Here is a 21,605-nt window from a genome sequence, read left to right on the forward strand (position 1 = left end):
GTACTTACGTGCACCTTCCGCGCGATTCCGCGGAGTCGGTACAACTAGGTACGGCTATGTACGCGTCCAAAACCACGACTAAACCATGGACCCGAGCGCACGTCGATAGCCGAGGCAAGTCGAAAGCTACGGTTGATCGCGGGTACCAACTCGATGCTGCCGAACAAACTCCGTGAGCTCTTCGAGCCCATAGGTAATCGTCTTCCCGACCTTGTAGTACGCAGCACCCCGCCCCTCATCTCGCATTCTCTGCAGCTTCGTGACCGTCATGCCGGGCCACAGGGCGCAGACCTCCGTTGGCGACAACCAAACCGGCGCGGCTCTACCCAGCCGCGGGACGGCACGCGCCTCGACACTCGATCTACACCACGCTTCATCTGATGACTCCCCCATGCTTGAGTAGTTCACTTCAGTCATGACCTCATGGTTCCATCCAGGCGTCGTAGAATCGAACCTCTCGGCCGGAGGAAGGAACACACCGGCAATGGGGAACCCAGGGGCGACGCTCTCCGCTTACCGCGACATGCAGTCGCAGGCGCGGTCGATCCTCGAGGCCGTGAAACACGGCCCGCTGCAGTCACTCACCGACCGTGAGATGGACGTCCGCGAGCAGCCGATGACGATCTACCCGCGACCGAAGCGTGTCCGCGCGTGGGTAAGGTTCGGTCCCGAGGCTGTGCGTGTCGACGCGAAGCTCGTCCGCTCCACGCCCCTCGCCGCCGGAATCGAGTTCCGCGCCGAGGACCAGACGTTCCGGTGCTGGGTGTGGGGTAATGCTGTGGTGCTCGCCGACGACGAAGCCTCCTAGGCTGGTCTGATGCTCATCGGACTCATCCGCCCCATCGAGACCCACACGGTCACACTGAAGGGCGAAGACCTCGCGGACGTCCGCGCGCAGCTCGTCGCGCAGGCGCCGGAAGGTTGGGAGCTCGTCTCTGCCGTGCCGACCATGACCAACGGAACGCCGGTGCGCTCCGTCGAGGGCCGATACGAACGTCGGGACGGCCAACGCGAGATCGAAGCCGCCGACATGGCGGCACTCGAGGCGCAGGTGCCGGAGGGCTGGCGGATGCTCTCTATCTACACCGCCTGAAACGACGGAAGACCCCCACCTGGCCGGAGCCGGTGGGGGTCTTCGTGCGTTCGGGCGTCAGCGGGTATCGCGGCGCAGGGTCTCGCCGGGCGTGAATCGACGCTCAACGACAGATGCCGTGGGCTTGGTGATGAGCGCGTAGGAGGCTTGTACGACGACGACCGCGAGCAGCACGAGCACCGGCCAGTCCGGGAGCACGTCGCCGGTATAGACGAAGTAGAAGGCGAGCACGACCAGCGCGAGCACGACCGCGACGACGATCGCGAGCGCCTTCCTCTGCCACGGCTTCGTGATGAACGGCAGCACACCGTTGAGCACGCCAATCACGTACGGGGCGAACAGTGCCAGGAGCACGAGCACGCCGGCGGGGATGGTGGGGAGGACGATGTCCATGGTTACTCCTTCTGCCGGTGCTTGCCGGCGGTGCTTTCGATCGCGTCCCATTGGTCGCGTTCGGTCTGGCGGATCTGGCCTATCTCCTGGCGGATGCCGAGGATGTCGCGGGCCTGGAAGTTTTGGCTCTGCTCGACGCCGTGCATCCGCGACTCGGTCGCCTTGACGATTCGCTTGATCTCGTCGATGTCGTCGCGAAGGTTCTTCTGCGAGTGCGAGTTGACGACGTGCTCGGCTGTCTGGGACGTGTTCTTCCCGACTGCGTTCAGCTTGGGGATGATGACTGCCCCGAGGCTTCCGAGGAGCGCGATGAGGGCGAGCATGACCTGATTCGGGTCGATCTCCCGGCCTGAGCGGAGCGACGCGATCAGCGCGACAGCGACGACTGCCACCGCGACCGAAAGACCGACAATTGCCGTGAGCCACCATCCCCAGCCGATGCGGTTTGAGTGAGTGGTCTGGTGGCCTTCGGCCACGGCGGGCGGCGAGGTCATGCTGCGGTGCCGTTCACCGACTTGGCGAGATGCTCGACGTACGCAGAGGTAGCTGCAGAGGTGATCTTGATCTGCTCGACCGAGGAGCGAATCACGTTCTCGACTGTCCAGACCGCGCCGGAGCTTGCGACTCCAGTGAGCGGGTCGAGGACGACGAACTGGCCGTTTCGGATGTCCCAGATGTGCAGGTCACACCCGTACCGGCGAAGCAGCACCGGAAGCTGCGACAGGACGATATCGGTGTACCTGTCGTCGGCCCGGATGACGTTCTTCACCCATTCGGCGTTGTCCTCCTTGATGACGTGGCTGAATGTCTTGGGGGCGAGGGTGCAGACGTGCGTTCCCTGGACCCCGGCATCGATCTTGAGTACGAGCATTTCGTCCTCCTCCAGAGGCGGTGTGGTGGCTGCGCCTCCGCTGGGCGCAGGGTCGTTGCGGTGGTTGTCGAGGTGTTCGAAGTACTCGCCGTGCCAGGGCTCGTCCTTCGCCGTCGGACGGCCGTTGCGGTCGAAGTAGCGGGCGGTCTGCTTCCACCCGTTGTCACGCCACACCGCCGCGGCGTGGGCGTTGTACCAGTCGTCGGAGTCGGCGGCGTTGCCCCAGCAGTGCACCGACTGATCGGCGCCGAGTGCGTAGGGCGCCTTCGGCGCCCACGGCCCACCGTTGAGGTACCGCTCGTAGGCGAGCCAGGCGGCGCGGTTCTTGTTCGCCTGCTCTGGCGAACGTCCGGCCTCGTTGATGTCGGCGATCCGCCCGAGCTGCGCATCGATCCGGCGGATCGATGCAGCGGCCTTCGGTGACGCCCAGCCGCGGCCGTGGCCGAGGTCGGTCTTGATCAGAGTGCCGCCCATGAGAATCACTCGCCTTCTAGTTGTGGGGTGGCCGCGACGCGCTGGTTTGGCCGGCGGTCCGCCACCTCTCACCCGTGAAGCTCGCGAGTACCTTCGGGTGAGCGGTCTGTTAACGACGAAACCCCCACCGAAAGGTGAGGGTTTCGAGGAGTGTTCGACTGGATCAGTCGGCCTGCCGTTTGGAGAGCAGCGCGACATTGATGCAGGCGATGAGTAGGAACACCGACCAGAAGTGGCCAGGAGCTTGCAGTATCGGGTTGAGCGCGTTGCCGACCAGAATCGAGAGCGCTGCGGCCGAGACGACCGCGAACACCGGCCGCAGGTCTGGCCGCGCCTTGGCAGCCCTCCAGAGAGCGCGAAGGATGAGAACCACGGTGGCGATGAGCATGACGGCGCCGAGGATGCCGATGTGTGCGAGGAGCAGGTTGTACTGCATCTCGAACACCCACGCGCGCGTTGGGTGCCGCGTGTAGCCATCGATCGTCATACCGATTCCCTGACCCCAAATCGGGGAGGCGAGAAACTCATCCCAGAGTCGTGGCAGCTGCTCGAACCGTAGCCTCTCGTCGAGGGTCTGCGCCTTCCCCGTGGCGAGTCCGACGACGCCGAGAACTGTGCGCCGCACGACAACTGTGAACGAGGCTCCGATCGCTGCGGCGATCAGCACGGCTGCACTACCCGCAATGAACCACCGTGTCCGCGTGCTTATCGTGACGCGACGGGACCGATCGCGCGTGAGCCAGTAGGCGATCAGGATGATGATGGGAATCAGGATCGCGAGAACAACTGTTGCCCGCCGCGATGATACGACCGTCGCCACCAGAGCAGACACTGCCGCGGCGATTATCCACCGCCGATCCGGCAGAACGCTCTTCCGCGGAAGTAGCGCGCCGACGATCCACATGGGCGCGGTAGCCATGAGAGTGCTGGTCCCGTAGATGGCTATGGTCGCTCCGAACGCGAAGCCGCGCGAGTTCCCACCGAAGATCGGATGTAGGACGGACGCAGGGAAGCCGGTCGGGATGGTGAATGCGATGAGAAGCGTGATCGCGCTCAGTGCGATAGTCACCCACACGGCCACCCACAGCAGCTTGCGGATCAGTTCCTCGGTGAGAGCTGCGGCCCACATCCAGAACAAGACGGGAGCGGCAACCCACGCGATGAGCGAATGCGCCCATCCTTCGTTCCCAATGCCGACGACGACACCAAGCAAAATCACCGCTACCGAGAGAATCGCAGGAACCCACAGCTCCCGTGCGAGCGAGCGCCGGCCGGCGGCGATGAGGAACGCCGACGATGCCGCCAAGACCAACAACGCCACCATCAATACCGGAGTGTGCCCCACCGGGATCATCAAAAGGTAACCGAAGCTACCAAGAATCCCCCAGTGGGCGGCCTGTTTGAGGCGATCACTGTGGAGGAACGTCGCCGATGTCGTCATAGTCACCGTCTAAACATAGGAGATTCATGCGGTGGTGTTGTTGACGATGAGCCCGCGCGCCGCGAGTTGCGTGAGCAGCGACGTAATGGCGGCGTTCCCGCCTCGGGACCCGGTGACTGATGGCGCGAGCACCATGTCGAGGTCCAGACGCGATGCCGTATCGTCAGCGAGCGCGCGGGGTCCAGTGCCGTGCGAGATGTAGGCGTTGGCGAACAGGCTCAGTCGACTGATTGCCGCATTAGCGGTCGCAGTCTGGAAGCTGTACCGCTGATTGGTGCCCTCGAAGGTGTTCGCGCCGACGCGAATGTTCGATGACGCGATCGCCGGATTGAAGATGATTCCCGGGTACGTATTCGGGCTAGCGTGACCGTTATCGCGGATCGTGCATCCGATGATCTCGATGTCATCGACGCCGGAGGTGCAGAACAAGCCGTGACGGGAGTTCTCCGTGATCGTGACGCCGAGCAACTTGATACCCCGGCTGCTCGTCGTCCAATCGATGAGCACGCCTGGGCCCTGGTTGCCCCGGATCGTCCCGCCGGTCATCGTGAAGTCGCGGGCGGCACGGAGGTTCACTCCCCCACCGAACGTGTCGGCGACGGTGCCGTTGCTTATTACGGTGCAAGCGGCGAGCTCGACACCGCCCTGTCGCGCGGTGGGTGCGGTGCGACCTGCGAACACGAACCCGAAGTGCCCGTTCCCTGCGAAGGTGCAGTTCACAAACTGGATGTCTTCGCAGACGACGCCATCGGCGTTGGGCTCGACGTCCACGCCGCCCTGCGGGTTGGTTCCCGAGGTGGCAGTGAATCTGCTGTTCGTCGCCTTGAACCCCGAGACATGGCTGATAGACATGCCCTGGCGGTTGTTGCCGTGGCTGTCGACCTTCTCGAGGACGATGTTCCTCGAAGGGGCAGTCTGGTCGCCAACGTAGATGCCGTCGCCGTTACAGTCGTACACCTCGACGTCCCGGAGGGTGACGCACTCGGAGCCGTTCACGATGTAGAAGCCGTGCTGATGCTCTGACGATACGAACGCCGACCTGCTGCCGTTGACTCGGAGGTTCTCGACGAGGATGTTCTGCTTCGCCGAGATGATGAACGCGATCGCGGCGAGGGTCGTAGCCTTCGCCACGGTCGCGCCGTTGCCGTGCAGGCGCGTTCCGGACGGTGGGGTGATGGTCGATGCGATCCGCACCGTCGTCCCGGCGCCAAGGGTCACTGACGCCCCGACCGCCGCGGCCGTGTTCAGCAGTGCCTGCAGGGCCGGTGCGTCGTCGGCGGCCCCGTCGCCGACGACACCGTGCGCGGGGGCGTGCATCGTCGCTCCGTACCGGGCGTCCGCCACCCGCTGCGTCTCTGACGTGCCCGGGGTCGACAGATAGCCGGCGACCGCGTCGTCGGCTGGGAGGCCGCCCGTTCCGGGGATGCCCTGGACGCCCTGTGGGCCGATGGGGCCACGAAGGTTTCCGATCGGGACGAGTGTGGCCATCGTGGTCTCCTAAACGTTGTAGGTGAATCCGAAACGGATCAGGTCACCCGCGGCGAAAGTCGCCGGCGATGTGGCCGTGACCGACCCGGACCCGTCGCGGAACAGCCGCACATAGTCGACAGCGCCCGGGATGTCGCCGTCGGCGAAGTATTGGGTGGCGCCGATCTGGATGCGAGCGCGCCCTACCGTCTCGACCGTGGCGTCGCCACGCTTGGTCGGGAGTGAGATTCGCAGCTCGCCGGAGCCGAGGTTCGTAGTCGACCCGACGAACAGGTTCAGCACGGCCCGCACCTGGCCACCCGAGCGGGAGAACTTCCCCGTCAGCGTCCCGTTTCCGAGGGTTGGCGCGGTGCCGCCGGAAGACAGCTCGGGTGAGTAGGAGACCATGTGGTGCGTCACCTGGTTGCGGGAGTTTCCGGAGGAGTCGATCACTGGCAGATTGTTGTACGCGTTCGGTCCGATGACGATGCCGTCTGCGCCCGGAGCAATCGTGATCTGCGGGAGCACGTCGCATCCGGTGATCGTGACGCCGTGACCATCGACCGTGAGGTAGAGGTCGTTGAGGAGCCGGGATCCGAGGATGTTCACACCGCGCGCTTCGCCGGAGTCGAACCCAAGATCCCCGAGGATCGATGCGATGACCTCGGTGTTGTTCGATCCACCGAAATCGATCGCGCACTGCCCGCCCGTCTCGAGGCCGATGAACTTCCGCGGAACAGCGAGGAGTTGCTGGGCCGGGTCGATTACCACGGCGAAGCGACCGCTGCCTGTGGAGGCGTTGACACGCCACATCTCACACCCGGACACCATGGCGCGGGAGCCGGCGCTCGTTCCGAAGTACAGACAGGGATCCTCGAAGTCGATCACCTTTAGATTCGTCAGCATCTGCGCGGCGCGATTGCCTGAGACCGTCATTCCCCGCCCAGTGAACGTCGCACCCTGACCGTTGGCGGTGAAGTCTGCGAGCTTCGCGTTCGTCCCGAGGGTGAACATGTCGCCATTGAAGCCGTGCAGCAGGGTCACGGAGTGACGGGACTCGCCTTGGATGGTGCGGCCGTCGGCAACGTCGATCGTCGCAGTGATGAGATATGTGCCCGCGGGGATCATGACGGACCCCGCCGCCAGCGCGGCGATGAACGCTGCCGTGTCGTCGGTCGTGCCATCGCCCTGCGCGCCGAACTCACGCACGTTGCGAAGCACGTCGCGATCCCGCATCGCGTCCCGGGTTGCCGACGTCGTGCCGACGAATCCGGCGACGGCCCCGTCAGCGGGCAGACCGCCCATCCCGGGGATACCTGGGTTGCCAGGGTTGCCCTTGTCGCCCTTCGGCCCCTTGAGATTCCCGATCGGAACAAGAACAGCCATCATGCGCTCCTCACGCGACCCGGAACAGGTCGCCACTCACGGGATCGAGCACCCAGTCACCCAGGTGCGCCCCCTCGGGCGGTATGACGGCATCCGCGTCGACCCACGCGTACCACGGCGCGTTCTCCGACCGATACTTATCCACGAACAGGCCGGGCGAATCGACGTACAAGCGACCAGGCAGCCGGTCGACCGAGACGAAGTTCCCAGCGTCATCGAGCCATGTAACGAGGACCTCGTACCAGACCTCAGGTTGAATCAACGAGGTGAGTTCGAGATCGGCCTCCCATGCCCCTGTCGAGACGGCCGGCAGGGCGCTCACCACGCGGGTGGCGAAGACGACGCCGCCAGCCCTCTTCAGGCCGGGCCCCGAGGGATGGAACTCGATCACCGGATGCCGGTCGATCGCCGACGTCGCGAGCGCCTTCCGCTCGTAGTCCGCGAGAACACCAGTAATGAGAGCCATGGCCCCTCCAAAATCTTGACACTGCACATACAGTGCACATACACTCGGCTCCATGGGGAACACGAAAAACCGGACCGTCAGGGTCGAAGACGAGATCTGGGACAAGGCCGCCGAAGTGGCGAAGGCGAACGGCGAGAACGTCTCCGTCGTCATCCGCCGTGCGCTCATCCACTACGTCAAGGAGAACCAGTCATGAAGCTCTACGCCGTCGCGGCTCTTGCAGCCGTTCTCACGCTCGCCCTTGCAGGGTGCGCCGCAGGAGCGGATGCGACTGGGAGCGCCACAGACAACGCGGACACGGCCGTTCAGCAGTCCGCAGAACAAGCCCCCGTGGTGACTTCCGAGCCGCTCGTCGCCGAAGCTCCAGGCGTTGATGGCGATGACCAGCGCTTCCTCGACTACGTCCGGTCAGAGCTTCTCCCCGAGACGCAGATCGGTGACGCGAGCGACTCGAGCCTGGTAGAGGCCGGGCATCAGGCTTGCGAGCAGGTGCTCTCAGGTGTCGCACCGGAGGACGTCCGAGTCGTGGAGGGAGAGACTCCCGCCGTTTCCGGCTACTACATGGACAGCCTGACGATCCGGAACGGTGCTCAGGTCGTCTACTGCCCCGAGACCCTCTAAACGACTCGGAAAAGGTTCCCCGAAGCGTCGGCCCACACCGTGCCGACGACGGCGTTATTCGCGTTGGCACGAAGAATCGTCGGAAGGCCCACCGCACGGATTGCTGCCGATGTGACTTCAACCCATCTCGCACCTGGACCGTTGAGCTTCGCGGAGGATCCGTTCAGGGTGATGAAGGATCCAATGCCGGAGTAGAGCGAGAGTTCGCTCCCGGCGGCGTACACCTCGGGTCCGGATCCGAACTTCACTGATCCGCCGTTGGATGACGGGTCGATCGTCACGTTCCCGGCCTTGATCTTCCCTCCGCCTGTGACGTTGAGGTCACCGGTGAGGTCGGTGTTGCCGGCGATCTTTCCGGCCCCGTTGAGGTTCCACGGCCCGTTCCATGTGAGCGTGCCGGTACTGACGACGTTGCCGGTGATCGTGCCGTCGCCTTCGAGCCGCCACGGGCCCGTGACCTTGAAGTTTCCCGTGACTGTGGTGGTGCCGTCGATCGACAGGGTGCCGACGATTTCCACGCGGCCGCCAGAGTCGACGCGAAGCGTTCCCCCGATGATGCGGAGTCGCCCGTTCGTGATGGACGCGTTCTCGAGCATCGCTCCGGACTCGACTCGATCGAGGCGGCGGAGGATCCGCTGGAGCCACCCCCAGACGTCGGAAAGATCACGCAGCATTCTGCACCTCCACGCTGATCTGAAAGCTGAAAGATCCCGAGCAGGCGATCACGCGAAGCGTCTGAGATCCGTCCGGGAAGACCGGATGCCCGGACGATTCCAAGACCCATCCGCGGCCGACGGTCGCGAGCGTTGCAGGGAACTCGTCGTCAGCGGTGAACGACTGCACCCGCCACTGAACGATCGGGTTCCGCGCTGCCGCGAACCACGCATTCGTGGCAGCCTGCAGCTGGGTGCCGGCGAGGTCGGGGAAGGTGCGCTTGGCGTCACGGATCGGGATCAAGAATGGCCCGCCACCTGCCCAGGCGACGGGCTGGTCCTGCCCCGTGCCCGATCCCATGCCTTGGCCGCCGGTGAGCTGCTCGGCACCGCTGAGCTTGTACCCCACCCCGCCGAGTGGCGACTTCTCCGCCTGCAGGTGGAAGTAGCTCGCCCCGATGCTGACCTTCGCCGCCACGAGAGTCTCGTAGCGAAGCTGCCGCCCCGCGGTCAGATACGGCCGCAGCACGATCTCGTAACCGAGTTCCTCTATCTGGGTGAGCAGATCCTCGATGGTGAACTTCTTCCAGAACTCCCACGTCGCGGTGATCGTGCCGGCGCCGTCAGCGGGCAGGTCGATCGGGTAGAACCACTCCGCTGACCACTGCATGAAGCGCGCGAGGATAGCGCGGACCGCGCCGCTTGCGGAGCGGTTCGTGACAGTGAGCGTGCCGAGCTCGAAGGCGTTGACGCCGTACGTCATGCGCCACTTCGCCTCACCGCGAATCTGCACGCCGGTGACGGTGAGTGTGCCCGTGTCTTCGTCGTAGTCCCAGTCGTCGATCTTCCACGCGCCGATGACATCCGCGTCGCCCCACCGCAGGGACAGGGATCGGCTGTTCGGGGTGAACAGCCGATCGATGTCCGCGCGGGTCAAGCCGGTATCGGCATCGTCGACACGGAACGAAAACGTGCACTGCCCGGTCCCGCTGAGGTTCATCGCCCAGCTCGCATCGTCCTTGGGCCATGCCCTGCCGATCTCGTCGCCGGTGATCGAGTAGTGCGACCAGAGAGTCAGCATCCGGTGCCCTCCGATCAGACGTAGGTGTTCGTGACCTTCACCCGCCCAGCGGTGGTGAGAGTGAATGCGGTGGCGACTCCAGGCGGGATGGCCCACAGGGCGCCGTGCCCGACACCGGGCATCTCGACACCGTTGCGATAGACGCGACCGCGTCGGAGGTCCACCGTGTGCGTACCGCCGGCGGTCGCCCCCGAGACTGCGAACACTCGCCCCGCGGACGTGATCGTGTATGCCGCCGGCGCCGCCGGGATCTCGATGACCGGGAACGCCGGGAAGTTGCCATAGTGCGCAGCGGAGATCGTTGTCGCCGCGCCTGTCTGCGGGAACGACTTGGTCTCGCCGTACCGACGCGGGTCAGCGAACACGAACTGCAGCTGGAACGGTGCGCGCAGCACGCGGCCGGTCCACTGTCCCCGATCATCACTGACCTCGGCGAGAGCACGCCGCGCATCAGCGAACCGCGTCGAACCTCGGTGCTGAATCTGCACTCTGAGACGATCGCCGGAAGCGCCTATACCCGTCAAGGAATCTGACTCGTGCTGCAGGTCCTCGACGTTCGGCGCGAGCACCCACCCGTCGATCGTGACCACTCGCGCCGGGAGGTAGGTGGGCACGTCGTGTTCGCCGTGCTCGACCGCCCGGGCCAAGGCTTCCCGCCGACCGGCGGGAAGGCCCTCCCACCCTTGGAACCCGGCCCTCTTGACGAAGAGCCCCCAGGGTTTGGCGAGGTCACGCGGCCGACCGAGGATCTCCCGGCCGGCCGCGTTGATCTCGAGTAGCTGACTCATCATCGCTCCCGTCATGCACGGCCCTTGCTGGCGAGCGACGCGAGCTTCTGCCCGGCCATCTCGACGGCAACTGCCGGATCCTCGTGATCGAAGTGATTGTGCTGCTCGATGTGCGTGCCCGCGCTCGCCGGCTCGTCGCCAGGTACGCCCGGACGGCGCGGAGCATCAGCGGCTTCGACGGTCGCTGATGCCGAGGTCATCGTCAGCTGCGCCCGCCTCGACGCCGACGCCGCGGCATCGACCAGTGCGTCACCGAATCCGCCCGCTTCGTCCTTCGCGCCCGCGTTGAACTGCTCCAACGTGGCCGCGCCGGACTCTTTCAGCCGCCGCCACCCGGCGCCCGAGAGAGGGCCGCGCTTCGCAGGCGAGTGAGGGAAGAAATCGGTGATCGTGCCGACGATGTCACCGACAGCATCGCCGAGAGATCCGACCATGCTGAACAGACCATCGATAATGCCCTTGAGGATCTGCGCGCCGAGGTCGAGCCAGTCGACCCCCGCGAGACCGTCCCAGATCGCCGAGACGATCTGCGGCAGCATCGCGATGATCTGTGGGATCGCCTTGATCAGCCCCGTGATGAGCGAAACGACCAGCTGGATGCCGGCCTCGATCAGCTGCGGGAGCATCGTCAGCAGACCCGTAATGAGCTGCAGCACGAGATCGATCGCAGCGGTGATCAGCTGCGGCAGCGCCGCTACGAGCCCGGTGATCAGAGAGAGCAGCAGTTGTATGCCGGCCTCGATGATCAGAGGCAAGTTCTCGATGATCGCGGTGAGCAAGCCCATCACGACCTCGAGCGTCGCGAGAGCGATCTGAGGCAACGCCTCGATGAGTCCCTGCACGAGCGCGAGCAGCAGCTGGATGCCGCCGTCGATGATCATCGGGAGCGCCGAGACGATCGCCGTGAGCAAACCGGACACGAGCTGCAACGCGCCTTGCACGAGCAACGGCAGCGCCTGGATCAGCCCGGCCACGAGGGACGAGACGAGCAGAATCGCACCGTCGATGATCGCGGGCAGGTTCGTGATGACAGCGTCGACGAGACCCTGCACGAGCTGCAGCGCGCCGGCCACGAGCATCGGGATCGACTGCACGATGCCGTCGATCAGCACCGTGACCAGCTCGATGCCCGCCGAGATCAGCGCCGGGATCTGGCCGAGGATCGCCGAGACGATCTGCGGCACGAACGTGGCGAACTGCTGCACCAGCCCGGGCAGGGCTGCGACCGCGCTACCGACCATGGCCGTGAGACCGGACACCAGCCCGCTGACATCTCCACCGGAAACCGCGAACGCACCGAGTGCGGCCGCGGCGATCCCGAGCGGACCACCCAGCAGGCCGAGCGCCCCGGTCAGACCGGGAAGCAGCGAAGCGAGAGGTCCGAGCCGTGCGAGTAGACCGCCGAGCCCGCCGGCGCCGAGGGCAGCGAACGCGCCCGCGAGCGGAGCGAGGACCGGCAGGAAGCCCTTGAGCTTCTCCACCGCGGTGCTGCTACCGTCACCGATCGCGGTGAAGAATCCGGCGATCCGGTCCATGACCGGACCGACCCACGAGTTCCACGCCTGACCGACACCGACCGCGCGCGCCTCGAGCGGCCCGAGAGCCTGCGTGACGGAGTTGATCAGCGGGCCGAGCTTCGAATAGAACGAGCCCTCTTCGAGTCCCCCCAGCGCGTTCGCACCGATGCGGCCCATCGCGGCGAAGAAGTTCTTCGTCGCCCCGGGGACGGTCTTACCCATCTCGTCCGCGACAGTCCCCGCGGCCGCGGTCGCGGCCTTCGAGAACGTCGCGAAGTCGATCTCGCCACGGGACGCCATGTCGAACACATCGCCCGCGGTGACGCCGAGCTGCTTGCCGAGCTCCTGGTAGATCGGGATGCCCTTGTCAGCGAGCTGACCGATCACATCGTTCTGGACACCGTTGGCCTGAGTGGCAGCCTTGTTGAAGATGGAGCCCATCTCCTGCATCGTGAGCCCCGCCGCGGAGGCGTTGTTCGCGATGCTCTTCAGGTGCGACTGCAGCTGCTGGCCGGGCTTGATGCCGGCGGCGACTGCGGCACCCGCGACGGTCGCGGCTTCGCCGAGTCCGAACGCGGTGTCCTTCACCGACGCGGACGCGTCGGCCATGATCGACTTGATCTCAGAGGCGTCCTTGCCGAAGCCTCGGAGCTTCGCCTGCGCGGTGTCGATCGCCGTGAGACGACCGAAACCCTTGCCGAGGGCGATGCCGATGCTGGCGGCCGCGACGGTGACCGCTCCGGTCGCGACCGTCTGGATTCCTGAGCCGAGGGCCCGCCCGGCCGCCGCGCCAGCGGAGCCCGCTGCAGAGACGACCGAGGTGAAGGCGCGCGCCGTGATGCCGCCGATGCCCGCGACGCCCCGTCCGAAGGACGAGAGCAGCCGGGATGCGGCAGGCCCTGCAGCGGCACTCAGCTTCGAGAACAGGGCACCGACCTGCGAGGTCACCGGGCTCATCCACGACGAGACGCGGGACCCGAGCTTCACGAACGGCGAGGCCAGACGGACGCCGAGCGCGGCCGCGTACTGCGTGATCGGAGCGAACGCGCCCCGCACCGTGTTGGCGACAGAGCCGAGCCACGACTTCGACGCCGCCCACGCCTTCGCGAGACCGCCGCCGACCATCGTCGCCATCGAAGTGAACGCGCGCGACACCTGCGCCGCCATCAGCCGCGCGATGCGGGTGATGCCGGTGATGTCCGCGGCGGCGCGCACGATGCCCGCGAGCGACCCGATCACGCCCGTGAAGGCTGACCGGGCCGCAGCGGCGTTCTGCCAGCCGTCGCGGAGAGCGCCCGCCACGCCGCGGAGGCTCGAGTGAGCGCGCGCGGACGACAGAGCAAGAGCGGAGGTCGCATTCACGACCGCCGTCTGCGCCGACGCGAGTCGCGCTGACGCTGCCGTGACCGCGTCAGCGGCGGAGACCTGGCGGCGACGGGCCGCGGCGAGACGCTCCTCCGCGGCGACAGCCTGCGAGGACTCAGCGCCGGACTTGGCGATCGCCTCCTGCAGCTTCGTCTCGGCGACGCGGACCTTGCCCGCCTCGTCCTGCTGCTTCAGCCGCGCACGGGACAGGACGCTGGATGCCGCGGCGACCTCACGGTTCAGGGACTTCAGAGCATCGGCACCGAGACCTGCGGTCGATGAGTTCAGCGACTGCTGCATTTCACGCCCGAGGGTGCGGCCTGTGAGCGTGCCTGCGCCCTTGAAGCCCTTGTTGAAGGTCTTCGCTCCGGCCGCGCCTGCCTGCTCGGTCTCGCGTGCGACCTTGCCCTTGAAGCCCGTCATCACCGGGAAGATCGATACGTGACCGGAGCCGACCTCATCGGACATCTGCACACCCCCTCGTCAGCTGGAGAAGACGATGTCCGCTTCCAGCTCAGCCTCGGCCGCCGCGACCTCGTCGGGCGTGGCCTTCGGGCCGGTCTTCGTCTGCAGAGCCCACGGCATGAGCTTCTTCACGGCCTTCTCGTCCCGGATGGTCGCGACGAGCGTGATCAGCTCCCGAGTCGATGCCGGATAGGACCACCCGGCCAGCTCGGCACCGAAATGAGTAGCGGGGTCGGAGGCGTACTCCTCAATGAGGATCTTCGCCTCACCCCATGACAAGCCGTCGCCCAGATCGGACAGACCAACGCCGGCCTCTTCCCGCAACGTGCGGGCGATGACGCGGCGGTGATCGCGGATGACCTGGGCGACGGCGATCATTCCGGGAGGGACGCTCCAGCGATGCGCTGGAGGATGGTGAAGTACTTCGTCGCGAGAGTCATCGTCTCGGCGATATTGTGCCTCGTGAAGCTCGCGGCGACTTCCTTGCCGCCGAGCTTCGTCAGCAGGTGCTTGAGCTGCTCGATGGGGTCGCCAGCAGCGACCTGCTCAAGCTCGTTGATGTCGTCGACGGAGAGGTTGAACGGGATCTCAACGATGCTGCCGTCGACGAACCGTCCGACGAACTTCTTCTCGACGATGATGTAACGCACGTCGGGCTTGAGCGATTCGATCGCCTTCTCCTCGACGTCATCGTTCCAGCTGTCGAAGTCGTACTCGGGCGTCGGCGCCGGCGGGGTCTTGGTGGTTGCCATGATGGCGGTCTCCTTCATCGGGGTTGTCGGGTTGAGTTGAGCGGACTACTTGGTGAGGGCGCGGGCGGCAGAAACCATTGCCGTGGCGATGGCGACTCCCACGCTGAAGATCACGACGGCGACGCCTCCGGCGAACGCCCACACGATCAGATCCCACGGAGTCATTGGTGCTCCTTCGGTTCTCGGGTTCGGGTGTTGGACTGGCCGGGGCGACCCGATAGCGCCCCGGCCAGTCGTTCAGGGCGTGGCTCAGGCGGCCGCGCCGGTCTTCCAGTCGGTGCCATCCCAGGAGACCTGGCCGGTTCCGATCACGATGTACTGCCCGGTGGTCCAGGCGGTCGTCTGACCGAGGTTGCCGAGCGCGCGCAGCGCGGTGATGTTCGCCGGGACCGTCGCACCGTTGGGGACGAACGCGCCAGGCGTGCCCGCCGTCGCACCCGTCGGCGCCGGCGTCGAGCCAGGCACCGCAGGACCGTACTGCCAGAACGGAGCACCGTTGAACAGGTCGTGCTCAGCCCAGGTGAACGTGACGGCCGCGCCCTCGACGGAGCCGCGCTCCTGCTGGTCGAGCTCCACCGAGGTGACCGAGGCCACACCGAGCTGACGCTTCTCGAGCCGGTTGCGGTACTTGGTCAGGGTGAAGAGGATGAACCGGTTGTCGGGCAGCGAGGCCGACACCTCGATGACACCGTTCTCGTCCGGTTCCGCGCCCTCGATGAGGCGCTGCACGTTCGCGTTCTGCTCGGCGAGCGTGATCACGACCGTGCGCGTTCCCTGACCGGCGAGGGTGTAGCCGATCTGGAAGAACTCGATCGGATCCTCGGTCTCGCGGCCGGGTGCGGGGCCGCCGTCGACCTTGTACAGGCCGAGCTTGCGGTACGCGGCGGGGAGCACGATCGGGCTCGCGCCCAGCTCCACCTTGGTCAGGACGTTGGCGGCGTCCAGCTGCGCGAACGCAGCCATCCCCGTGATCGGTACACCGACCGCTCCGAGGTCATTTCCCTGCTCATCAGCAGTCATCTGCTTCTCCTTATGGTGAGAGAGCCCCCGACGGGTGCCGGGAGCGGTTGGTGGTTCAGGTGGCTCAGAACGAGCCGGCGACCACGTATTGCGCGGTCAGGTAAATGCGAGCCACGTCGAGACGGTCGGGCACGGCGTAGGGGCCATTGCAGCCGTCCATCTCGACTGACGCGATTGGGGATCCGTCGACGAGCGGCAGGTCGGTGTCGAAGACGATCGAGGCGACGAACAGCGCGAGATCCATCGCGGGCTTGTCGTTCTGCTTCGGACCCCACAGGACGGTGACGCCGATCGATCTATCGAACGTTGTCCAGTCGCGGCGGCTGCCCGGGTCGTCGCGGATGACGATCAGCGGAGCCTTCCGCTGGATTGTGAGATCGCCCGGTTCCTTGTTGCCGACCTCGGCCGCGGCGTACTCGTTGTCTTTGCGCACTTCGGTGCGGACGTAGTCGATCAGCCAAGCGACGTAGTTGGGCGGCCGGACTCTCATCGCTTCGCGCCCTTCAAGGCGCGGGCGAGGTTACCGGTCTGCGACTCGATCAGCATTGTCTTCTCGTCGGACCCGACGACGCGGGTCGTGCGACGGTACCGGCTGTCGTGGTGCTCGATGTGCAGGCCGTTGCGGTACGCCTGCGTGTCGACGGGCGCGGCTGCTTGCGCGTTTGCGAGAGCGGCGTCGCCGATGTCGTCGACGAGACGCTCGACGCGCGGTTGTCGGAGGACGGTCTCGAAGAATCGCGGGTTCTCCTCGAAGCGGGTGTTCTTGGCCATCAGCCCACCCCCTCGATGAGACGCACCCACAGCCCCGGGCGCCAGTTCGTAAACGGGTTGCGGGGCGCGTCGGGGAAGCCCTGCACGGTCCACACCTTTTCGCCCTGGACGATGCGATCGCCGCGGCGCACGTCGGCATCCGGATCCTTGAGTACGAGAGTGCGCAGCGTGATGACCTGTTCGCGTCCTGCGTCGATCTGCTCTGACGAGGACTGCGTTTCGAAGTAGCCCTCGAGCGGCAGCTCGTAAGGATCCTCCCAGTCGTCGACTTCGGCGTCTGGGTTGTAAGGGTCGGTAATCCGCTCGGCCCGCTGGCGGGTGAACGAGTCGAGGTACCGCATCAGTAGGCCTCCGGCCACAGGCGACTGATGGGCCGTTCTGTGGGGAAGCTCCCACGAGAAAGGCCCGGCGTCACTGCTGCCGCACACAGCGATCGAAGATCGGCGCGGTCCTGCGGTAGCCAGGTCTCCGCGTCCCAGTAGTCGACGCCGGCAGAACCGACCCGCTGGCCGCGCACTCGGCGGGTACCGGGCTCCGGTGCTTCTTTCGCGACTCCTCGGAGGATCGCGAGTGCGTTCTTCTTCTCTTCCGACCCGTCGGCGAACGAGTCGATGCAGGGGGCGATGGAGAGCGCCGCGACGATGATCCGCCGCGCCACATCTTCCTCGACACCAGGAATGTCCTCAGGCGTGATCACTCCATCGCCCCCCTTCTCGATCAGGCCTGAGTGGCCGCGGTGATCGCGGCGACCTTGTCGGCCTTGTTCTTCGCCTTGCTGAGGTCGATGCCCTTCGCCTCCGCGAACGCGTCGAGCTGCTTGCCCGACCAGTCCTCGGACGGGTCGCCCTCGGGAATCTCCACCGCGGCATCTTCTTCGGCGATGACCTCGATCTCCGTGACGAGGCCGAGGCCGCTCACGTGCTCGATCGACGCGTCTGTATAGAGCCCCTTGTCGACGTGCGCGCCCTTGTAGAGATAGCGGTCGGAACCGTCCTCCAGGCGCAGCACCGCGACGGCACCGGTAACGCTGAGCACCTTCTTCGCCGCGGCCATCAGAGGGTCGTCCCCGTGATGCGGAGGCCGGCGTGCGGCTCGATGACGACCGGCACCACGACGCGACGGGCGCGCACGGTGTACGAGTCCGTCTTGTTGCGGTTGGTGTAGGTCTCGACGTTGAACGCACCCGAGCGGACGTAGTCCGGCGACTGCAGGTCCTCGTCGGCCATGCCGCCGAGCTGCTCGCGGTCCACGAGCAGCGGATCGGATCCGACGATGTTCGGCGAGGTCACCCACGTGTAGCCGAGCAGGTTGGTCGGAAACTGTCCGCTGACGATCGGGTTGCCGTCCTCGCGGGGCAGCACGCCTGCGGCAGCGAACAGCGCCATGACCTTGGCCCACTGGTCGCCCGAGAGCGCCACGGTGTCGAGGTCAAGACCGAGGGCAAGGTCCTCGCGATTCGCCTTCGCCGCCGTGAGGGCTGCAATGACGTTCGCGATGCTGGTCCACGCCTGCGAGGCGAAGGTGTCGGTGATCTTCGACGCGACGACAGCCATCGCGACCCGGTCGACATCGCGGATGACGCCGTTCGCCAGCTTCGTCAGTGCACGGTCGAGCGTGCCCTGACCGAAGCGCGCGATGCGCTCGTCAGTGATGTCGGTCTCGAGACCGCGCTTGTCGGTCTTCGCGGCAGTGATCTCGCCGGAGGTGAGCACCGTCTTGGGGTACTCGCCGTTCGGGCCGACCGAGGCGGATGCGTCGGCGGGGAAGATCTCCTCGCCGTTCTCGTAGAAGATTCCGCCGCCACGCGCTTCGAAACGTGAGGCGAGGAGGAAGTCTCCGATGAACCGCTGATCGGCGAGATCCGCGACTCGTGCCGCGATGAGCTCCGGATCCTGGAGGATCAGGTGCGTCTCCGCGGGGGTCAGGCCGCCCGACGTCCGGGCGACGGGGTATGTGTACGACGCCATGTCGTGTCTCCTTGTCAGATGAACAGGACGTCGATGACGTCCCCGTCGGCGGCGGCGGCCTGCAGTGCGAGGCCGATGGGGTTGGTGGTGGATCCGATGGTCTGGATCTTCCCGGCAGCAGCCGAGGAGACCTTCGCCGCGGCGGCGATCGCGCCCGACGCGGTGAGGCGCTGGACGCCGCCGGCGCGGGTGTAGACCGTGACGGACTCGCCGGACTTCGCGTCGAAGCCGGCGACGCCGACGACGGCTGCCGAGTCGGCCCCGGCGGGGCCCACAGAGTAGGCGCCGGTGAGCGACACGAGGCGACCGCCGGTGACGTCGGCAGATGCGGTGAACGTCACCGCCTGGCCGGGCAGGTGCTTGGGCAGGTAGTCAGCCATCTCAGGCCTCCTTCTTGGTCGTGGTCCAGCCGGCCTTCGCGGCGAGCGAGCCCTGCGCACCGCTGAGGGTGTCGGACTCGCCGATCTCCTCGACGGGCACGGTGTTCTTCGGGAAGGACTCGAGCAGCGCGGTGATGCCGGTCTCGTCCTTGTCCAGCTGGGCACGCCAGCCGTCCTTCGCGGAGGGGGCGATGCGCCCCTCCTTGAGCGCCTTGGTGATGACGCCGTCGCGGCGCTGCGCGTTGATCGTGTCGAGGGCGGTCTGCCCGGACGCGGCGCCGCGCTGCATCTCCTCGTACGCTGCCCGGTCGACGACGATCGCGCCCTCGGGCAGCGCTGCGGTAGCGGGTGCGGGTGTGGTGTCGGCGGCCTCGTTGAGCGCCTCGTCGAGAGCTGCGAGCAGCGTCTCATCCGTGGCATCGGCATCGGTCACGCCGAGCCGCTCGCTGAGACCAGCCTTGATGGTGTCGCTCATCGTGAGCGCCTCCTTCTTGGTGGGGGTACCCGGCTCGGTCGAGTCCGGGGTCTGAGAGTCGGCTCGCGCGGCGGCGCGGCGGCCGTCCGATCGCGCGAACACCGACAGGTCGAACTTCGCCTTTGCGGCCGCAGCGTCGCCGACGCCTTCGATCCGGTCAGCGAGCTTCTCGGCAACGGCCTCCTCGGCGGTCAGGAAGCGGTCCTTGTCCATCTCGGCGAGCCAGTGCTCGACCGAGTCGCCGGTCTTCGCCGCGTAGACGCTCGCGATGTTGCGGTCGAAGGACGTCTCGAGCTCGTCAGCCACATCGCGCATGTCTGCCGCGTCGCCAAGGACGATGGCCCAGGCATTGTGGATGTAGAGCTGACTGTTCTGCATCATCACGAGCTCGTCGGCGGCCGCGGCGATGAACGACGCTGACGATGCGGCGATGCCCTCGACGACTGCCGTGATCTTCGCCGGGTGCGAGCGAAGGGCGTTCATGATCGCGATGCCTTCGAAGACCTCGCCGCCAGGCGAGTTGATCAGCAGCCGGATCTCGGTGATGTCGTCGGGAAGCTCGTCGAGCACGCGGGCGAACTCCTTCGCGGAGACTCCCCACCACTCCCCCCAGCTGTCGATCGGATCGTAGAGCCGGAGCGTCGCTGTCTGCCCCGACGTCTTCGAGGCCGGCAGCTCAGCACGGATGGGGGTCCGCTCGACGCTCGCGCGCCCTGCGGGTCGGAACGGATTCATGCGGCCTCCTCAGGCTCAGACGATGGAATGCGACTGATGTCCGGACCATCGCCCGTCAGCCAGTCAGCACCGGCACGACGAACAAGCTCGCGGACTTCCTCCTGCCGCAGCGGCGGCTTGTCGGTGGCGAGGTAGCCCTTCTGGGCCGCGGCGACGGCATTAAGTGCCCGCTCCGCATCGGTGTCGGTCTCTCCGACGTCGTCGGTCGCCATCACGGGGAGGCCGTACTTCGCCCGCAGGAACTCCTCCAGCGCCGAGTCCTTGGTGAGCGCGCCGGCATCCAGAAGCGCCTTGATGGCCTCCGCGGTAACCGGCTGCTGTTCGCCGATCGCGGTCGGCACGAGGCGCGGAGCGGGCTCGTTCTCGCCCCAGTTCAGGTCGACGAGATCCTCGATGACGTGCTGATTGAAGACGTCGGCGACCTGCTGCGCCACCGCGTTGAGCGAGTCGGTGAAGAAGTTCGCGAAGGTGGACCCGAGCGCCCAGGATCCGGTCTCGGTGCCCAGGTTGAGGAAGTGCGCCAAGACCGCGCGGGCGATCTGCTCGTCGTAGTACCGGATCGGGCCCTCAGTGTCGGGCAACTTGCCGGTCACCCCGACGAATGCGAGCGATGCTCCATGGGCAACAGCGGCGCCCGCTGCTTCGCCTGACCGCGCCGCCTTGGCGATCTCCTCGCCGCGGGCAATCTGCTCATCCATCCACTTGAGCGCCTCGTCGTATGGCATGCCTTCGGGGATGGGAGGCGCGGTGAAGACGGGGAGGCCGAGGCCGTTTCGTTCGGCGGTGAGAGCCTGGATGCGCAGCACTCGGTCTTTCAGCACGGCCATCTTGTACGCCGCTCGGAGCAGCGATTCGCCAAGCCAGTTCGCTCCCTCGCGCTCGTTCACGAACGCGACCAGCCGGTCGACGCCGATGAGCTTGTCGACGCCCTTCTGCCGGATGCCTACGAGACCGCCATCGCGAGCGACCTCGATCGACGCGATCGTGCGCGGGGGGCGCCATGCGAGCTTCGCGAGGTGTGCGAGATTGTTCTCGTCGTACGTGTAGACCTGCTCGAAGAACGAGTGACCGTAGACCAGTTCCAGCAGCGCGAGCCGCAGGACCTCCTTGAACGACAGACGACCCTTCGTGCGCAACGGCGCGACGAACGGCTCGCCCTTCACCGACAGACCGAGATCCGCGGCCACGTGCGCCACGACCTCCGGGCGGCATCCGGCACCGTCAATCACCCATTCCGTGCGGAGGATCGGGAGAGTGACGGCACGGAGGACCGACTTCACCTGCGGGTCCTCGCGACGCATCTTGTCGTAGACGTTGTTGGACTTCGGCCACTTCACGTCGGGGTTCGTCTCGTGAGTGAACTTCGAAGTGAGGCTGCCCCACGTGTTGACGGTTCGGTCGGTCTGGTATCCGATCTCGGCCAC

Annotated in this window: 27 protein-coding genes; 4 read left to right on the forward strand and 23 right to left on the reverse strand. The window is 66.2% G+C overall.

Annotated elements, in window-relative coordinates; all coding sequences use genetic code 11:
• Nucleotides 1–484: 484 nt before the first annotated feature.
• Together AB4070_RS06800 and AB4070_RS06805 are read left to right on the forward strand one after the other, a co-directional pair.
• Nucleotides 485–808 (forward strand): hypothetical protein, encoded by a 324-nt coding sequence (locus AB4070_RS06800; RefSeq protein WP_441979435.1) that lies wholly within the window; start codon nt 485–487, stop codon nt 806–808.
• A 9-nt stretch (nt 809–817) separates the two neighbouring features.
• Entirely contained in the window at nt 818–1,093 is a 276-nt protein-coding gene (locus AB4070_RS06805) for a hypothetical protein (protein WP_441979436.1), read from the forward strand.
• Between the two features lie 57 nt (nt 1,094–1,150).
• On the opposite strand, the gene AB4070_RS06810 is transcribed toward AB4070_RS06805, so the two are convergent.
• From AB4070_RS06810 to AB4070_RS06840, 7 genes are all read right to left on the reverse strand, one after another.
• Entirely contained in the window at nt 1,151–1,486 is a 336-nt protein-coding gene (locus AB4070_RS06810) for a hypothetical protein (protein ID WP_441979437.1), read from the reverse strand.
• 2 nt (nt 1,487–1,488) lie between these two features.
• Complete coding sequence (locus tag AB4070_RS06815) at nt 1,489–1,980, reverse strand: hypothetical protein (protein ID WP_441979438.1); 492 nt, start codon at nt 1,978–1,980, stop codon at nt 1,489–1,491.
• The gene (locus AB4070_RS06820; protein ID WP_441979439.1) at nt 1,977–2,831 is read right to left on the reverse strand and encodes a hypothetical protein; all 855 of its coding nucleotides are present in this window, start codon (nt 2,829–2,831) and stop codon (nt 1,977–1,979) included. The genes AB4070_RS06815 and AB4070_RS06820 overlap by 4 nt, the downstream gene beginning before the upstream one ends.
• A 163-nt stretch (nt 2,832–2,994) precedes the next feature.
• A complete protein-coding gene (locus AB4070_RS06825; RefSeq protein WP_441979440.1) occupies nt 2,995–4,272 on the reverse strand; it encodes a hypothetical protein in 1,278 nt (425 codons plus the stop codon).
• A gap of 24 nt (nt 4,273–4,296) precedes the next feature.
• A complete protein-coding gene (locus tag AB4070_RS06830; RefSeq protein WP_441979441.1) occupies nt 4,297–5,760 on the reverse strand; it encodes a right-handed parallel beta-helix repeat-containing protein in 1,464 nt (487 codons plus the stop codon).
• Between the two features lie 9 nt (nt 5,761–5,769).
• Complete coding sequence (locus AB4070_RS06835; RefSeq protein ID WP_441979442.1) at nt 5,770–7,125, reverse strand: glycosyl hydrolase family 28-related protein; 1,356 nt, start codon at nt 7,123–7,125, stop codon at nt 5,770–5,772.
• 10 nt (nt 7,126–7,135) lie between these two features.
• Nucleotides 7,136–7,591 carry a hypothetical protein gene (locus tag AB4070_RS06840; protein ID WP_441979443.1) on the reverse strand — a complete coding sequence of 152 codons (456 nt, stop codon included), beginning with the start codon at nt 7,589–7,591 and terminating at the stop codon, nt 7,136–7,138.
• 52 nt (nt 7,592–7,643) lie between these two features.
• Between AB4070_RS06840 and AB4070_RS06845 the strand changes: the two genes are divergently transcribed.
• Both AB4070_RS06845 and AB4070_RS06850 read left to right on the forward strand, forming a co-directional pair.
• Nucleotides 7,644–7,787, forward strand: coding sequence for a ribbon-helix-helix domain-containing protein (locus AB4070_RS06845; RefSeq protein ID WP_441979444.1), 144 nt, complete (start codon nt 7,644–7,646; stop codon nt 7,785–7,787).
• Entirely contained in the window at nt 7,784–8,212 is a 429-nt protein-coding gene (locus AB4070_RS06850) for a DUF732 domain-containing protein (RefSeq protein ID WP_441979445.1), read from the forward strand. Before AB4070_RS06845 ends, AB4070_RS06850 begins: the two co-directional genes overlap by 4 nt.
• Here the strand turns inward: AB4070_RS06850 and AB4070_RS06855 are convergent.
• The 16 genes from AB4070_RS06855 to AB4070_RS06930 all read right to left on the reverse strand — a co-directional run bounded on the left by AB4070_RS06855 (nt 8,209) and on the right by AB4070_RS06930 (nt 21,605).
• Nucleotides 8,209–8,886 (reverse strand): hypothetical protein, encoded by a 678-nt coding sequence (locus AB4070_RS06855; RefSeq protein ID WP_441979446.1) that lies wholly within the window; start codon nt 8,884–8,886, stop codon nt 8,209–8,211. The two genes, AB4070_RS06850 and AB4070_RS06855, sit on opposite strands and share 4 nt — an antisense overlap.
• On the reverse strand, nt 8,876–9,946 hold the full coding sequence (locus AB4070_RS06860) for a hypothetical protein (RefSeq protein ID WP_441979447.1): 1,071 nt from the start codon (nt 9,944–9,946) through the stop codon (nt 8,876–8,878). The genes AB4070_RS06855 and AB4070_RS06860 overlap by 11 nt, the downstream gene beginning before the upstream one ends.
• A 14-nt stretch (nt 9,947–9,960) precedes the next feature.
• Entirely contained in the window at nt 9,961–10,734 is a 774-nt protein-coding gene (locus tag AB4070_RS06865) for a hypothetical protein (RefSeq protein ID WP_441979448.1), read from the reverse strand.
• 11 nt (nt 10,735–10,745) lie between these two features.
• A complete protein-coding gene (locus tag AB4070_RS06870) occupies nt 10,746–14,084 on the reverse strand; it encodes a phage tail protein (RefSeq protein WP_441979449.1) in 3,339 nt (1,112 codons plus the stop codon).
• 15 nt (nt 14,085–14,099) lie between these two features.
• On the reverse strand, nt 14,100–14,459 hold the full coding sequence (locus AB4070_RS06875) for a hypothetical protein (RefSeq protein WP_441979450.1): 360 nt from the start codon (nt 14,457–14,459) through the stop codon (nt 14,100–14,102).
• Complete coding sequence (locus AB4070_RS06880; RefSeq protein ID WP_441979451.1) at nt 14,456–14,833, reverse strand: hypothetical protein; 378 nt, start codon at nt 14,831–14,833, stop codon at nt 14,456–14,458. The genes AB4070_RS06875 and AB4070_RS06880 overlap by 4 nt, the downstream gene beginning before the upstream one ends.
• A gap of 249 nt (nt 14,834–15,082) precedes the next feature.
• The gene (locus AB4070_RS06885; RefSeq protein WP_441979452.1) at nt 15,083–15,853 is read right to left on the reverse strand and encodes a hypothetical protein; all 771 of its coding nucleotides are present in this window, start codon (nt 15,851–15,853) and stop codon (nt 15,083–15,085) included.
• 64 nt (nt 15,854–15,917) lie between these two features.
• Complete coding sequence (locus tag AB4070_RS06890) at nt 15,918–16,343, reverse strand: hypothetical protein (protein WP_441979453.1); 426 nt, start codon at nt 16,341–16,343, stop codon at nt 15,918–15,920.
• A complete protein-coding gene (locus AB4070_RS06895) occupies nt 16,340–16,624 on the reverse strand; it encodes an HK97 gp10 family phage protein (RefSeq protein ID WP_441979454.1) in 285 nt (94 codons plus the stop codon). The genes AB4070_RS06890 and AB4070_RS06895 overlap by 4 nt, the downstream gene beginning before the upstream one ends.
• The gene (locus tag AB4070_RS06900; protein ID WP_441979455.1) at nt 16,624–16,965 is read right to left on the reverse strand and encodes a hypothetical protein; all 342 of its coding nucleotides are present in this window, start codon (nt 16,963–16,965) and stop codon (nt 16,624–16,626) included. Before AB4070_RS06900 ends, AB4070_RS06895 begins: the two co-directional genes overlap by 1 nt.
• Complete coding sequence (locus AB4070_RS06905) at nt 16,965–17,321, reverse strand: hypothetical protein (RefSeq protein WP_441979456.1); 357 nt, start codon at nt 17,319–17,321, stop codon at nt 16,965–16,967. The genes AB4070_RS06900 and AB4070_RS06905 overlap by 1 nt, the downstream gene beginning before the upstream one ends.
• A gap of 20 nt (nt 17,322–17,341) precedes the next feature.
• Nucleotides 17,342–17,677 (reverse strand): hypothetical protein, encoded by a 336-nt coding sequence (locus AB4070_RS06910; protein WP_441979457.1) that lies wholly within the window; start codon nt 17,675–17,677, stop codon nt 17,342–17,344.
• Complete coding sequence (locus AB4070_RS06915; protein ID WP_441979458.1) at nt 17,677–18,591, reverse strand: phage major capsid protein; 915 nt, start codon at nt 18,589–18,591, stop codon at nt 17,677–17,679. The genes AB4070_RS06910 and AB4070_RS06915 overlap by 1 nt, the downstream gene beginning before the upstream one ends.
• Nucleotides 18,592–18,605: 14 nt before the next feature.
• Nucleotides 18,606–18,971, reverse strand: coding sequence for a capsid cement protein (locus tag AB4070_RS06920; protein ID WP_441979459.1), 366 nt, complete (start codon nt 18,969–18,971; stop codon nt 18,606–18,608).
• Nucleotide 18,972: 1 nt separating this feature from the next.
• A complete protein-coding gene (locus tag AB4070_RS06925) occupies nt 18,973–20,181 on the reverse strand; it encodes a head maturation protease, ClpP-related (protein WP_441979460.1) in 1,209 nt (402 codons plus the stop codon).
• Nucleotides 20,178–21,605, reverse strand: coding sequence for a phage portal protein family protein (locus tag AB4070_RS06930; RefSeq protein ID WP_441979461.1), 1,428 nt, complete (start codon nt 21,603–21,605; stop codon nt 20,178–20,180). Before AB4070_RS06930 ends, AB4070_RS06925 begins: the two co-directional genes overlap by 4 nt.

This window comes from Microbacterium sp. 2RAF4, assembly GCF_052115285.1.
GTDB lineage: Bacteria > Actinomycetota > Actinomycetes > Actinomycetales > Microbacteriaceae > Microbacterium > Microbacterium oxydans.